The organism is Klebsiella sp. 2019SCSN059 (assembly GCF_021739525.1).
In the GTDB taxonomy this organism is placed as follows: Bacteria; Pseudomonadota; Gammaproteobacteria; order Enterobacterales; family Enterobacteriaceae; genus Klebsiella; species Klebsiella quasipneumoniae.
Genome location: NZ_JAKKOM010000001.1, coordinates 374,090 through 387,931, shown reverse-complemented (window position 1 = coordinate 387,931; position 13,842 = coordinate 374,090). Strand labels below are relative to the sequence as shown.

The 13,842-nt window shown below is 54.5% G+C and carries 11 protein-coding genes; 3 read left to right on the top strand and 8 right to left on the bottom strand.

The window, feature by feature from the left end; all coding sequences use genetic code 11:
- Positions 1-10 precede the first annotated feature (10 nt).
- From L2I46_RS01950 to L2I46_RS01935, 4 genes are all read right to left on the bottom strand, one after another.
- The gene (locus L2I46_RS01950; RefSeq protein WP_236947503.1) at positions 11-1,309 is read right to left on the bottom strand and encodes a hypothetical protein; all 1,299 of its coding nucleotides are present in this window, start codon (positions 1,307-1,309) and stop codon (positions 11-13) included.
- 417 nt (positions 1,310-1,726) lie between these two features.
- On the bottom strand, positions 1,727-2,533 hold the full coding sequence (locus L2I46_RS01945) for a hypothetical protein (protein ID WP_236947502.1): 807 nt from the start codon (positions 2,531-2,533) through the stop codon (positions 1,727-1,729).
- Between the two features lie 577 nt (positions 2,534-3,110).
- Positions 3,111-4,637 (bottom strand): APC family permease, encoded by a 1,527-nt coding sequence (locus L2I46_RS01940; protein WP_236947501.1) that lies wholly within the window; start codon positions 4,635-4,637, stop codon positions 3,111-3,113.
- 14 nt (positions 4,638-4,651) lie between these two features.
- Positions 4,652-5,422, bottom strand: coding sequence for an SDR family oxidoreductase (locus L2I46_RS01935; protein WP_023289984.1), 771 nt, complete (start codon positions 5,420-5,422; stop codon positions 4,652-4,654).
- A 428-nt stretch (positions 5,423-5,850) separates the two neighbouring features.
- Here L2I46_RS01935 and L2I46_RS01930 point away from each other — a divergent pair, with 428 nt between their 5' ends.
- The 3 genes from L2I46_RS01930 (at position 5,851) to L2I46_RS01920 (ending at position 9,108) form a co-directional block, all read left to right on the top strand.
- Positions 5,851-6,906 carry a phosphotransferase enzyme family protein gene (locus tag L2I46_RS01930; protein ID WP_223825688.1) on the top strand — a complete coding sequence of 352 codons (1,056 nt, stop codon included), beginning with the start codon at positions 5,851-5,853 and terminating at the stop codon, positions 6,904-6,906.
- Entirely contained in the window at positions 6,896-8,233 is a 1,338-nt protein-coding gene (locus L2I46_RS01925; protein WP_032453151.1) for an aspartate aminotransferase family protein, read from the top strand. Before L2I46_RS01930 ends, L2I46_RS01925 begins: the two co-directional genes overlap by 11 nt.
- 92 nt (positions 8,234-8,325) lie before the next feature.
- Positions 8,326-9,108: a DeoR/GlpR family DNA-binding transcription regulator gene (locus L2I46_RS01920; RefSeq protein WP_023289987.1), complete on the top strand. Its 783-nt coding sequence runs from the start codon at positions 8,326-8,328 to the stop codon at positions 9,106-9,108.
- A gap of 15 nt (positions 9,109-9,123) precedes the next feature.
- Here the strand turns inward: L2I46_RS01920 and L2I46_RS01915 are convergent, their stop codons facing one another.
- The 4 genes from L2I46_RS01915 to L2I46_RS01900 form a co-directional block, all read right to left on the bottom strand.
- Positions 9,124-10,113, bottom strand: a complete 990-nt coding sequence (locus tag L2I46_RS01915) for an isopenicillin N synthase family dioxygenase (RefSeq protein WP_236947500.1) — start codon at positions 10,111-10,113, stop codon at positions 9,124-9,126.
- 20 nt (positions 10,114-10,133) lie between these two features.
- Positions 10,134-11,552, bottom strand: a complete 1,419-nt coding sequence (locus L2I46_RS01910; RefSeq protein WP_023289989.1) for an amidohydrolase family protein — start codon at positions 11,550-11,552, stop codon at positions 10,134-10,136.
- A gap of 11 nt (positions 11,553-11,563) precedes the next feature.
- The gene (locus L2I46_RS01905; RefSeq protein ID WP_236947499.1) at positions 11,564-12,553 is read right to left on the bottom strand and encodes an ABC transporter substrate-binding protein; all 990 of its coding nucleotides are present in this window, start codon (positions 12,551-12,553) and stop codon (positions 11,564-11,566) included.
- Between the two features lie 295 nt (positions 12,554-12,848).
- On the bottom strand, positions 12,849-13,748 hold the full coding sequence (locus L2I46_RS01900) for a LysR family transcriptional regulator (protein ID WP_004202952.1): 900 nt from the start codon (positions 13,746-13,748) through the stop codon (positions 12,849-12,851).
- Positions 13,749-13,842: the final 94 nt, after the last annotated feature.

The window sequence follows — 13,842 nt, the reverse complement described above, 5'->3', positions numbered from 1 at the left end:
GTTGATTTAATCACCATGAAGGATAATTAGGTTTCTTTCCTCTTAAAAGAGATACTTTGTCAATTATCTCAACAGAAGCAGTTCTATAACCCTCCTGCTGAAGTAGGTGAACTGCATAATCTTTTAATTCTTGCAAAGTGGAAAAGCCGTTACTTTCGATGAGTATTATAATTATCTTAATATACTTAAAGATTTGTTCAGAGGATTCGTTCGCGTTGACGTTAAGTTCGTAAAAATCTTTACCATCATGAACAAGCTTGTTTCTTACGTCAGTATATAACTCGTCATAAACTTCTAGGTTTTTCTTAAATTTGATTAGTGAGTTATTACATGTAAGTGCTGCAATGTAGGTCCTTTGCTTCCATCCTTTCCAATCTGGGTCAATATTAGCAAGACCATCAAGTGCAAAGACCAGGTTTAGAAATTGTGATTCCGCGCCAATTGAATAAAAAGATTGCCTACATGCCCTAACTACGGAGCTAACTAATTTTGAAAGTTCATTTTCAACGATTCCATCGTAGATAGAAGATAAATATTGCAACCCAGGGTAATACAAGCTGTCAACCTGAGGGCCTAGCCAATTATTACTCACGGCAAGGGGTCTTGATATTCCACTTATCTTAATTGGTTTAAGATGAGTCATCTCACGAGGAATGATTTCTACATCATAAAATCCGTCAGAGCGTTGACCTGCAGGATTAGGGGTATATTCCATACTTGTAAATGAGCTGTGAGAAAATCTGACTAAATCAAGCGCATATTCAGCTATAGACAAACACATGTTTATAACATGGCTGTTATGATCAATGCTTGAATTAAGTTTTAATAAATCAATATATGGTAGGTCACAGTTAAACTGTATATACGAACCATCTTGCTCTGATAATCGCTTATGTGACTCTTCATCAAATTGTCTTCCGCAATAAAAAATATACTTTCCGATCTCAATGGTTTCCTGAATGAAAATCTTCTCAATCGGCACAATAACTATGCACTCCATATTTTTGTTTTTACCCTCTAATTCAGCTAATTCTAGGTTAGAGCTTCTTGATTTAGCTAACTCTATTTCTACCCACTCAAAGCATATTGAGAAGTCTTGTAGAATTTCGATACTGCTTTTTTGATAACTATCCTTGGTGTATTTAAATGTAATGCCATCTCCTTCAGGATAGGCACTGGCCCAATATCCCATATCTCTTAACTTTTTTAGAGATGTTGAGATATCGTCGACTTTATTAATAAAATCCTCTTTTCGCCATAAAACATTGCCAGTGCAGTTTTCGTACGGTGGTATTAAACGAGCTTTCATATAACTTCCTTATTATCCAAGAGGATGTGACTGAAATTTTTATCAGACTTATCTACAATAATATAAATTGACATGAAAAATCTACTCAACAATTAACCGTTATGATTTGCTTGCGACGACTAAAACATGCCGATGGGTCGCATCCGCTTTTGGCACGAAGCGGACTGCACTGAAGCACTACTATGAGTGATGGGTGGACAATGCAACTAACAATGCAGTGAATTTTTGAATGATATCGAAAGTCCACAGGAAAGCTGGAATTGAAGTTGCTCGAGGTATTAATTGCCGGTCTGAACAACATCATCATATCTAATTTTAGCAGGAGATAAACATGGTGTTTGTATTTTTTGAAGTAATGGACGCACTTCCAACTAAATGGCCATGTGAATCAAAAAGAGTTTAGACGCACAATCATATTTATTTATATTCATTCGCGAGCATTGTTATTTTTTCTGCCGATAGATAAGGTAACTTAACTCCGATATATTTCATAATTTGGCGATTGCGTTTGGCACTGCCTACCTGTTTTTTCAATAGGTTAAATTGGTCATCGTTGTCTAATACTTCACTATATACTTGGTTGCTTAAACCAGAAATAGAGGAAATATAATGCTCATCTATTTTTCTGCAACACTTTATTAAAAAGGTAATCAGTGTCGTTGCTTCTTTTAGTGTAACTTTGTCCGCATCATAGTCCTCTAATGTTTTCATTACATCAAAATGATAAAAATTATCATATAAAAAAGAAATCTTAGTCTCCAAGAATCTCTTGTCAGAAGAGGATAATCCAGCATTTGAAGTGCTGGCATGGACTATTTGATTGCGCCAATGACACATAAGCTCAACTAGCAAATACCATTCCATTTCTATTCCAGGTATAGATTTGCAAAACTCAGAAAATCTTCTCGCTTTTGAGTCATTGGTAGAAAGTTTTTTTTTGAAATCCAAATCAAAATTGAGTTTCTTCCAAAGCTCATCATCACTAATGTTGCTCATATATTCAAATAGAGCTTCAACTGCAAACACCAAAGAAGAACGAACTGCAAATCTACGCGCAGCAATGCAGGATTTTTCTAAATTTTTAGGTTCCCATTTGATATTTAACTCAGGATTTGGAACTGAATTGGCAGGCAGATTTGAGAGAGCAACAGCTATAGTATTAAGATTATGTACGCTATATCCAATTTCATTTAAAAAAAATTTAAGGTATTTAGTCTCAGTCATCTGCTTAAACCTTGGTGGCATTGTCAGGATTTGAACCCGCATTTCTAGATTTCAAAAAATTTTTAGTTTCCAGTGTCTTATCCAATTAGACGATGATGCCAGTACGTAGAACAGTATACTTTGCGCAATACTTTCGTCAATGATTATGGTCAGCAACGTCCGCTCTTGGCACAGAGCAGACGTTAACACCTACAGCATCGGGAAGCTTCTGAATGCCACATCAGCGGCATGGAGGCGCCAGACAAGGTTACATATGTCTGTAGAGTCAAATGGCGCCGAAAGCCCGGCGTAGCTGGTTACGGGTTCATAAACTCTGCCTGTCTTCCCCCTGCCCTGGTTAGCCTTAACCCGCTATCAGCAATGAAGAACTTTTAACCCCGGTGAGCGGGCTTTACGGCGTTTACGACATAAAGGGCGTGATGTCCGGGGCCTTTACCAGGGTAGCTTGCTGCTGACGCTTAGGGGGATGTTCTTCAGATATTTCAGCAACACCAGGGAACTTAACACGGTAGCTGAAAAGCCCAGCGCCGGATATCCTGCCGCGCGGCCAGCGAAAGCCGGCGGCAGGTGCGCATCATCAATCATCCGTCAGTACAATGCGTCCTATGATCCGGTACTTTTGCGTATCAAAGAGGTAAAACCAGACCGCAATGGCGGCGCCAAGGCAGAAGCAGGCCAACACGATCCACGGAATAGCATGATAAAAGGAGGAGCTGGCGGCAGCGCCGGCGGCAAACGCCATATTTTTGAATAACAGATAGACGATATAGATCATCCCCATCCCCCCAAGCAACGGCGCAACGCCCGTTTTAAACCAGTGTCCTTTGCCAATATTTTCTTTATTGCCGTGGAAGTAAACTATCACCGCAAAGGCGCAAAGCGCCTGGACAATCATAATGCCCATCGTACCCAACAGCGCCAGCAGGGTGTAAATATCCGCGTAAGGATCTTTCCCGGTGATAAAGAACAGCAACACAATCAGCGTGGCGATAACGGTCTGCACGGTAGAAGCAATATGGGGTGAGCCATGGCGTGAGTGTGAACGGCCCAACGTGCGCCCGGCGAACGGAAACAGATTTTCCCGCCCGAGCGCATAGAGATAGCGCGCCGCGCAGTTATGAAACGCCATCCCGCAGGCAAAAGAGCCAGTGATCACTAGCAGCTTAAACACCCCGACCGCCCACTCCCCCAGATACTGGCGTGCCGGACCGTAGAAAATCTCTCCTGCGCGGTTAGGATCCTGCGCAAGGGCAATAGCCCGCTCCGGTCCCGTTCCGGCAATCGCCATCCACGAAATGAACACGTAGAACACGCCGATACCAATCACGCCCAGCAGAGTGGCCAGGGGAATGATCTTTTTCGGGTTCTTCGACTCTTCACCGTACATTGCCGATGACTCAAAGCCCACCCATGACCAGAAGGCGAAGAATAAACCAATTCCGGCACTGGCGCCGACCACCCCTTTCGCCGGGGTAAAGGCGTTCAGCGGGTTGATCGACTCGGGGACAAAACCCTGTGGCCCTCCGCCATGGATCAGCACCGCCACCGCGACGGCGGTGAGGATCAAAATTTCCAGTACCAGGCACAGGCCGAGCACCCTGGAAGTGAGCGAAATATCGAAATAGCTCAGCACTCCGGTGGTCATTAGCATGGCGAAGGCGAAGATGAGCCAGGGGATATGTACGCTGAAGACCGTATTGATTAAATCCTCGCAGAAAAAGGCGAAGATCCCGACCAGCGCGGCCTCAAAGACAATGTAGGTCATGGTCACCGTCACTCCTGACGCCATGCCAACGATCCGCCCCAGGCCATGTGAAATGAAGCCATAAAATGCGCCGGTAGCGGTAATGTACCTGGCCATCTGCGCATAGCCGATGGCAAACAGGGCAAGGATAAGGGTGGCGACCATAAACCCCGCGGGCGCATACTGGCCATTACCACTGCCCACCGCGATCGGCACATTGCCCAGCATCGCAGTGATCGGCGCCGCCGTGGCGATAGTCATAAACAGCACCCCGCCAAGGCCTACCGCATTTGGCCGCAGCCGCTGTACAACATGTTTCTCCGCCGCTGGCGCGGGATTGGCAAGAATTTCATTGCTCATGATGAACGCTCCGTTCAGTTCAGGCACGCGGCGGATTCAGGCAGGATCTGCCCACCGTCAACAATTAGCGACTGGCCGGTGATGTAGCCAGCCTGACGGGAGGCGAAGAACAGCGCTGCCGCGGCAATATCTTCCACCGTTCCAAGGCGTTTGAGCGGCACGGCGCTGGCCATCCCGGCGATATAGTCCTCGCCCATATCCCTCAACCCTTCCGTGATGATATTCCCCGGCAGGACGGCATTGACGGTAATGTTGTCGCCGGCCAGTTCTAACGCCGCGCTACGCATAAAACCCAGCTGGGCCGCTTTGCTGGCGGCATAGTGAGCCCAGCCCGGATAACCCGTTACCGGGCCGGTAATCGAAGAGGTGAGGATGATGCGACCATACTCTGCCCGTTTCAGCCATGGCAGCGCCGCCTGGACAGTTAAAAAAGTCCCTTTACTGTTGATCGCCTGCACCTCATCCCACTGCTGTTCGCTCATCTCTGCCAGCGGCGCCGAAGGAAAAATCCCCGCGTTGCAGCAGACAATATCCAGCCCCCCACACTGCTGTGCGGCTTCTGCCACACAGGCTTTTACCTCTTCGGCATGACTGACGTTGCAGGTCAGGCCGCGTAGCGTTAGTCCCTGCTCCGCCGCCTGGCCGATCGCGCTATCGATACGCGATGGTGTCCGGGCGGTAATGGTCACCTTCGCTCCGGCGCGGGCAAAGCCGAGTGCAATGCCAAGACCGATCCCACTACTCCCGCCGGTCACCAGCACATGTTTGTTCATAAAATCTGACATCATTTTTCCCCGTCTGTGAAAGTTTTGCGATCCCATCCATATGGCCTGGCCGTGCAGCGATCTCCGTCGCTGGCAGGAAAAGAATAATCACGTAAATGTTGAATGTTCAACATTTTAATGTGAGATTTCAGCATAAAAATAATGCGCTATGATTGGGCACAGAACTGGTGCAAACAACTAATTAATTTATCCATATATATCAACAAATTAAAAAGGATAAGCTCGCGTTTTTTACGCCTGAATGAGAAAAACACACATTATACGTTCTGTTATGGTGCAACCGACTGAACCCAGCCAACAAAATAACACTAAATACATGTTATTAAAGTAATTAACAAACAAAAACCATGATTGGAGCGCAATAGGAAACAAAAAAAACCTCACACATCTTGCAAATCCCGCAACCACAACATAAAAATGTGTTAAGCGTGTCATTTCAAATTGAGGACAGCATGTTTAACGACGAGTATTTAACAACACTTACCCTGAAGCTGCGGCCGCTCCTGCCCCGCTGGGGGCTCAGCGAAGGCGCAGAGATTGGCCTGCTGACGGTTTCAGAAAATGCCACGTTTCTGGTCAGCGATAAGGCGACGCAGAGAAAGATCGTGCTGCGAGTGCATCGCCCAAACTACAGCTCAGCGGTGGAGATCCATTCTGAGCTGATGTGGCTAAACGCCCTGCATACCCGGGGAGGTATCAACATCGCCGTACCGCTTGTACTGGATGATGGGAGCTGTATCGCCAGCCTCATCGACGGCGAAACGGTCACCCACGTCGTGGGATTCACCTTTGTTGCGGGCAGCGAACCGGATACCGGTAGCCATCTCACCGGCTGGTACCATGCCCTGGGAAGGGTTGCGGGAGAACTGCACAGGCACAGCGAAGGCTGGGTAAAACCCGAGGGGTTTCATCGCAAGGTGTGGAACACCGAGACGATTATCGGACGTCATGCCTGGTGGGGGGACTGGCGGAAAATGACGCAACTGAGCACCGACGATATTACACTGCTGGAGGCGGTGGAGGCCACAGTGGTCGCCAGACTGGAAGCGTACGGGCAGGACGCCGACCGCTATGGGCTGGTGCACTGCGACATGCGGCTGGCCAACCTGCTGGTGAATGGGAATTCGCTGACGGTGATTGATTTTGACGACTGCGGCATCTGCTGGTTTGGCTGGGATTTTGCCACCGCCGTCAGTTTCATTGAAGACGACCCGGCCCTTGCGGACTACCGTGCTGCGTGGCTTGCGGGTTACCGTAGCGTCCGCCCCTTCAGCCAGCAGGACGAAATGATGCTTCCGGTGCTAGTGATGCTGCGCCGTTTACAGCTGACGGCCTGGCTGGCCAGCCATAGCGAGACAGCCACCGCCCGTCGCTACAGCCCGCAGTGGGGCGCCATCACCGTGCGCCTGGCCCAGGCGTTTCTCCTCCAGGCGTCACCGCTTAGCGCTACCGTTAACTGCAAGGAACCTGCTGATGAACAATAAAACCCCCATTCTTCAACTGAACCGTTTTGACGCGCTGACCGGCGTGGCCGACGAAAACCTGAGCAGACAGATTGCCCGTCGCCACGCCACCCAGGGGACCAGTTCGGTGCTGTTTTATCCACAACCGATCGTCATGGCGTCGGCCTCCGGAGCCTGGATGGAGGACTCCGCCGGCAACCGTTATCTGGATATGTATAACAACGTGCCGGGCGTGGGGCATTGTCATCCGCATATCACCCAGGCGATGGTGCGCCAGGCCGGGTTACTGAACACCAACACCCGCTATCTGTTCCCGGTACTGGAGCAGTACGCGGACAGTCTGCTGGCGACTTTCCCCGCCGGGCTGTCGAATGTGATATTCACCTGCACCGGCAGCGAGAGCAACGACATCGCCCTGCGGATGGCCCGCTTTATCAGTGGTCGACAGGGGATCATCGTCACCGAAAGTGCCTATCACGGCAATACAACGGCGGTGATGGAGGTCTCTCCCTCCGGGCACAAAGAGGCCCTCCTGCCCCCGTGGGTGCATACCATTCCCGCCCCTGACCTGCGCAGGCTGACCGCGGGCCAGACGCTGTCAGACCTCTTCGCCGCCGACGTTGAGCGCGCCATGGACGCGCTGGAGGCGCGGGGCTTCGGCTGCGCGGCGCTACTGGTGGATACCATTTTTTCCAGCGATGGCGTTTTCGCCGATCCGCCAGGATTTCTGGCCCAGGCGGTCGCCCGCGTACAGGCGCGGGGCGGACTGTTTATCGCCGATGAGGTCCAGCCGGGCTTTGGTCGGACAGGCTCTCATTTCTGGGGCTTCCAGCGTCACAGTGTGCAACCGGATATCGTCACGCTCGGCAAGCCAATGGGGAACGGTTTTCCCATGGCCGCGGTCATCACGCGCCCGGCTATTCTGCAGGCGTTCAGCGAAAAGACCGAGTACTTCAACACCTTTGGCGGTAACCCGGTGGCTGCCGCCGTGGGCCTCGCGGTACTGGAGGTGATTGAGCAGGAGGCCCTGATGACCAACGCCCAGCGCAACGGGGACTATCTGCGTGCCGGACTGCGCCAGCTGGCCCAGGATTTCCCGGCCATCGCCGACATTCGCGGCGCCGGACTGTTCAACGCCATCGAGTTTGCCCGGCCAGACAGCGGAGAGCCGGATCCGCAGCTGACGAGTCGCGTTATCTATCACTTGAAGCTTGAGGGCGTGCTGATTGGCGCGGCCGGTCGCTTTGGCAACAGCCTGAAGATCCGTCCGCCGCTGTGCTTCAGTCGCGATGATGCAGATTTCTTCCTCGAACGGCTGGCGAAAGTAATGGGCCACCTGAACGCATAGTCTAACCGGGAGGGCAAACATCCAGTTTGTTTGCCCTCGGCGTGCAGGTATATTAACGGCATCAGCGACTTCAGGGAGAGTAACCAGCGTTCATGTCGAAGAGAAAAGAAGACCGTCAGCAACAGATCCTGCGCGAACTGGCTGAGACCCCGACCCTGCGGATTGGGGATATGGCGCGCACCCACGGTGTCTCTACCGAAACCATCCGTCGCGATCTTGACGAACTTACCCGCCGGGGCGTTCTGAACCGAACTTACGGCGGTGCGGTGCGGGCCATGAACAGTGAACCGACGGTCACGGAGCGCCATCAGCTGTTTACCGAAGAGCGCGAGCGCATCGCCCGGGACGCCGTCCATTGTATGCGCGACGGCAAAATATTTATGATCGGCTCCGGCGCCACCACGGTACATGTTGCCCGCCGGATGGCCAGCGAGCTGCGGGATATTACAGTCATCACCCACGCCTTCGGCGTCGCAACGGTGCTGTCGATGAATCCAACCATCCGGGTGATCGTCGCTCCCGGGGAGTACTGCGCGACCGAAGGGGCAATGACCGGTGCGCAGACGCTACAGTTCCTCAGCCAGTTCACGGCGGACTATACGCTCCTAGGGGCCAGCGGTATCGCCGCCGATGGACCAAGCGAGGCGTTAATCGACAGCGGAACGGTTTACCGGGCGATGATCCAGCGCGCCGCGAAGAGCATTGTCGTCGCCGACCATTCGAAGTTCGGCCTCACCTACCCCTACCACTACGCGGGCTGGTCGGGCATCAGCCGTTTAATTACTGACCAGCCCCTGCCCGACCATCTCGCTACCGTACTCGGCCGGGAAAAGGTGGTCGTGGCGCGTGGTCATGCCGCTCCTGAACAGCAGTGACCCGCGCCGGTAGGTTTACCCTTTGGCGAAATTGGCCTGGATCCGCTGCTGCAGATAATCCTCGGCGCTGATGGGCGGGTACTTCCTCTGCGGCCCAAGGATCTCGATATCTTTATTGGCCTGGCAGAAAAACGCCAGGCTGTAGCGCGGCCCCTGATATTCGTGGGGCTGCGGGTTTCTCACCCGGTGGAAGTTAGACGGCAGCTGGTCGTCGCTCCAGCGCATCAGCATATCGCCGATATTGCAGGTGATGACCTCTTCCCTTGGCTCAATGCTGGTCCACTGCTGGCTTTCGCGGTCCTTGCCAGGGCAGACCTGCAGGCCGCCCTGACCGGGGCGCTGGAACAGCAGCGTCAGGCAGTCAAAATCGGTATGCGCGCCGGCCCGCCACATCCCCTGCTGCGACTGCTCGGTTGCATAGTAGTGCAGCATGCGCAAGGTGCTCTGATAGGTGTCACGCTGCGGATCGTGCGCGGTGGTAAAAAACGATTCCGGAAAACCGAGCTTTAAAGCAAAGCAGGAGAGGATCTTCATCCCCAGCTGCCAGCACTGCGATTCAAATCCGAGCATCGTCTGTCGGAAGCCTGGCAGCTCCCGTTCGCTGGGCCAGCGCCCGTCCATCAGCGGACGGGTTATCTGATATGACTCTTTTTGATCCGGCGTGCGGGTCGATGGCCGGACCTGCGCCTTGCTCTCCCAGCCGGCGTTGCCGGCCAGCGGATACTGGCGCTTCACCTCGTCGGGCAGGTCGAAAAACGCCTCGGTCGTGCTGAACGCCTGGCGGATCGCCGCCAGCGGAATACCGTGGTGGCTGACCTGGAAGAAACCGATCTCCACCGCCGCCTCCCACAGTTGTTCGGCAATGTCATTTTTTCTTTCTGCAAAGTGAGACAGGTCGATACAGCGCACTTCGCGGGCGAAGGTCTCTTCGCCCTGGGCGCCCATCAGCGCCTCTTTTTCCAGTTCCTGTAAGGCATAGCGTTGATTTTGGGTGGTTGCGTTCATTGTCATTATCCTGTGATCAGTTAAACAGCGGCGCGCTGTTGGAGGGTACGGACTGCCGCCAGCGCGTCGTGGCGCATCGCGTCAAGGTCGAGACCGGGAATGGCGTCATCTTCCACGATGGGCCGGCCATTCAGCAGCAGCGCCTTCAGCGCGGCGCGGCCGCCGCAGGCCACCGGGCCAATCGCCATATCATGCAGGCCGAAGTAGCGCGGATCGTCCAGCCGGTAAATGGCGAGGTCCGCCTGCATCCCGACCTGCAGGGTGCCGCTCTGCGCTAAGCCAAGGATCTGCGCCCCGCCGGCGCTGCCCCAGCGCACCACATCCTCCACCGTGGCCGCATCGGCTCCGCCCTCGAAGGTGCCTCCGGCGTAGCGCGGCTGCGCCAGCATCCCTTTGCGCGCGCGCTGCAGCAGCCATGCGGCATGGGCTTCGCTTTGCATATCCGCCGCTTCATTGGAGGCAGCGCCGTCCACCCCCAGCGAGACCGGGACCCCGGCCTGCTCCAGCGCCAGCAGATCGGCGATGCCGCTGCCCAGCCGGCCGTTGCTTTGCGGACAATGAGCAATGCCGGTTCCGGTGCGGCCCAGCAGGGCAATCTCCTCCGGCAGAAGCTTCACCAGATGGGCAAACCACACGTCATTTCCCAGCCAGTCGTGCTCCGCGCAGAACTGCACCGGCGTCATGGCGAATTTCTGCCGCGCGGCGTCAAGATAATCGACGGTTTCCGATAAATGGCTGTGCAGCCGGATCCCCAGCTGGCGGGCCAGCTTCGCCATCTCCCGCAGCTGGGCGCCCGGCGCGGAGTGCAGGACGGTAGTGGGCGCCATCACCACCCGGCGCAGCGAGTCGGGCCGCGGGTCGTGATAGCGGCTGACCAGCCGTTCAATATCCGCCATATAGCCGTCGAAGGTTTCCGGACGCAGCGCCACCGGCAGATCCTGCTCCACCGCCCGACCCTGGGTCGCCCCACCCCGGCACAGAACGATGCGCATCCCCAGCGCTTCCCCTTCGCTGAAGAGAATCTCCGACGTATCGAAAGGCATATCTGGCCAGTACAGGTAGTTGTGATCCGCCACGCTGGCGCAGCCCGAGCGCAGGAGCTCCACCAGACCAATGCGCACCGCCAGACGAAAGGTATGTTCATCGAAAGCCGCGCGAAAGCGGTACGGCGTGGCGCTCAGCCAGGCCGTCAGGCTCTGGTTCAGCCCCTGCGGCTCGCCCTTCAGCAGCGACTGAAAAAGATGATGGTGCGTATTCACCCATGCCGGATAGATCACGCAGTCGCGGGCGTCGATCAGTCGCTCTTCCGGCAGTGGCGTCAGGCTGCCGATGGCCGCAATCTTGCCGTCGCGGATGCGAATATCCGGCCCAGCCAGCCGCGCCGCCTCTCCGGACAGACCGCTGAGGATGGCATGGGCATTTTTAATGATGAATGACATGGCGTCGCTCCTCAGGGTTTTACCTGCATGGTCTGGACAAAGTCGGTGGTATAGGCCTGTTTCCAGTCGGTGGCCGCCGCCAGCAGACCGGCGCTGACCATAAAGTCGCGCGTCTTTTGCCAGCGGGCGTCGGTCATCGTCCCCCAGCCCTGGCTGGCGGCATCCCCGCCGTCGATCAGATGATGCTCACGGATCTGGGTCACGCCCCAGGCGAGCAGATCGTCGGTCATTTTCGGGTTGTCCTGCTTAATCAACGCATTTCCCGGCGCCGGATCCTTGAGATAGCTCACCCAACCCTCCATTGAGGCTCGGACAAACTTCGCCATCGCCGCTTTACGCTCAGCGATGGTGTCCGGGCGGGCGATGAGAATGCCGCCATAGGGAGGGTAACCATGCTCAGAAAATAGGAAGAAGTTCGCCTTCACCCCGGCCTTCTGCACCTGGAACACCTCGGAGCTGACATAGGCCTGCTGGGCGACAGCGTCGTCGACGACAAAGGGTTGAATATTGAAGGTATAGGGGCGAACCTGAGCGTCGCTCAGCTGGTATTGCGCCTTCAGCCACGGCCACCATGTCGCCTGACCGGAGCTGGAGACCAGAATGGTTTTGTCTTTCAGCCCCTGCAGGGAGCTGACATCGGCGTGGGTCAGCAGTCCCTGGGGATCGTACTGAAAGGGCGCGGCAATGGCTTTCGCCTGGAAGCCGCGCTGAATGCCTTCCAGCAGCTGCAGATCGTAACCGATGATCACATCGGCCCGATTGGACAACAGCAACTGCATGCCGTTGACCTGCGGTCCGCCGGAGCGGATCTCGACGTCGAGACCATATTTTTTGTACAGCCCAGTGGCCTGAGCCTGATAATAACCCCCCTGCTCCGCCTGAGCGTACCAGGAGGTCAGCAGAACGATTTTTTCCTCGGCCTGAACGGCCAGCGAGACACCGCCGAGGGCCATCAGGCCCAGCCAGCGTAAGCCCCGGGGAAGGCGTGCGCCTGTTTTCATTATCCCTCTCCTCTTTACGCCGGGAGGGGGAGCGAGCGAATGTGGCTCAGCCTCCCATCCCGGTCAACATTGAACCGCGACATGGTGACTGAGCAATGTCCCGTATGGATAACCCGTACTGACCGCTTCTACTCACACTCAGATATACAAAAACAATGCCAGATTTGATGGCCCGCGAGCGGCCGCGAAAAATCGCCTGCGCCGCCGCCCTTGGGAATGCAACCTTTGATTCATGCACACAATAAATGCACCACTTTGGTGCGTTGATGAATGATTTTAGTGCCTGTCCGGTCTCTCACAGCTGGCTGAAGAGCATCTCCAGCTGGTTCAGCATCATCGAGGCGGCAAGGGAAAGCTGGCGGGCGGGCGAGACGCACAGCGCCAGGGTGAAAGGCTTAAGCTGCGGATCGGTTAGCGGCACAAACGCCAGCTGGCCGGACTCGATCTCATCGAGAATATCCAGCCGGCACAGGATGCCGATGCCCATCTGCTCTTTGATCAGGGTGCGGATCATGTGGATGTTATTCGATACCGCCACCTCCTTCACCTCGTTGCCGCTGATGTTCACCAGCGCCTCCACCGGTTCGCTGATCATCAACGGGGCGGATGGCAGGATAAACGGGTAGTCGATGCACTGGCTAAAGCGCACAGCGCTGCGGCTGGCCAGCGGATGGCCGGTCGGCACTACGATCCCCATATTCATTTCGGCAAACGCCCGCACCTGCAGTTCGCGGGAGGTCTGCGGATTGAGCATGATGCCGAAATCCGCCTCGCCGGAGATCAGCGCCTGCTGGATGTGGATATTGTTGATGGTGGTCAATGTAAAAGAGATGTTGGGATAATGTTTATGCACCTCTTTGAGCATCGTCGAAAAGAAATGCCGGTTAATGGCATCGATAGTGGCGATGCGCACATGTCCCCGCCGCAGTCCGCGCAGGTCATCCAGCTGCTCGCAGACCCGGGTAAAGTCCTTTTTCCAGTTATTGGCCGCGTGCAGCAGCAGCTCCCCGGCGGCGGTCAGCCGCAGCCCGGTGGGATGGCGCTCGAAGAGCGGCATCGCCAGCTCCTGTTCCACGCGCAAAATCTGACGGTCAATAGAAGACGCAGACACATGCAGCGCCTCTGACGCTTTACGAAACGACCCCTGACGGGCCACTTCGGTGAAATAGAGCAGAAATCGGGAGAAGGCAAACATCGTTTGGGTGCTCTCTTTTTTGCAACGGGTTGTGCGAATCAAAGCTCTGGACGCAACAGTTTTATCACAATACCGTAGCATTCATAGCGGAGAA

Bases quoted from the DNA above. Each gene is read 5' to 3' on its own strand.
- L2I46_RS01920 (WP_023289987.1), top strand. From the start codon at position 8,326: ATGTCGAAGAGAAAAGAAGACCGTCAGCAACAGATCCTGCGCGAACTG.
- L2I46_RS01935 (WP_023289984.1), bottom strand. From the start codon at position 5,422: ATGTCAGATTTTATGAACAAACATGTGCTGGTGACCGGCGGGAGTAGT.
- L2I46_RS01925 (WP_032453151.1), top strand. From the start codon at position 6,896: ATGAACAATAAAACCCCCATTCTTCAACTGAACCGTTTTGACGCGCTG.
- L2I46_RS01905 (WP_236947499.1), bottom strand. From the start codon at position 12,553: ATGAAAACAGGCGCACGCCTTCCCCGGGGCTTACGCTGGCTGGGCCTG.
- L2I46_RS01910 (WP_023289989.1), bottom strand. From the start codon at position 11,552: ATGTCATTCATCATTAAAAATGCCCATGCCATCCTCAGCGGTCTGTCC.
- L2I46_RS01940 (WP_236947501.1), bottom strand. From the start codon at position 4,637: ATGAGCAATGAAATTCTTGCCAATCCCGCGCCAGCGGCGGAGAAACAT.
- L2I46_RS01950 (WP_236947503.1), bottom strand. From the start codon at position 1,309: ATGAAAGCTCGTTTAATACCACCGTACGAAAACTGCACTGGCAATGTT.
- L2I46_RS01945 (WP_236947502.1), bottom strand. From the start codon at position 2,533: ATGACTGAGACTAAATACCTTAAATTTTTTTTAAATGAAATTGGATAT.
- L2I46_RS01915 (WP_236947500.1), bottom strand. From the start codon at position 10,113: ATGAACGCAACCACCCAAAATCAACGCTATGCCTTACAGGAACTGGAA.
- L2I46_RS01900 (WP_004202952.1), bottom strand. From the start codon at position 13,748: ATGTTTGCCTTCTCCCGATTTCTGCTCTATTTCACCGAAGTGGCCCGT.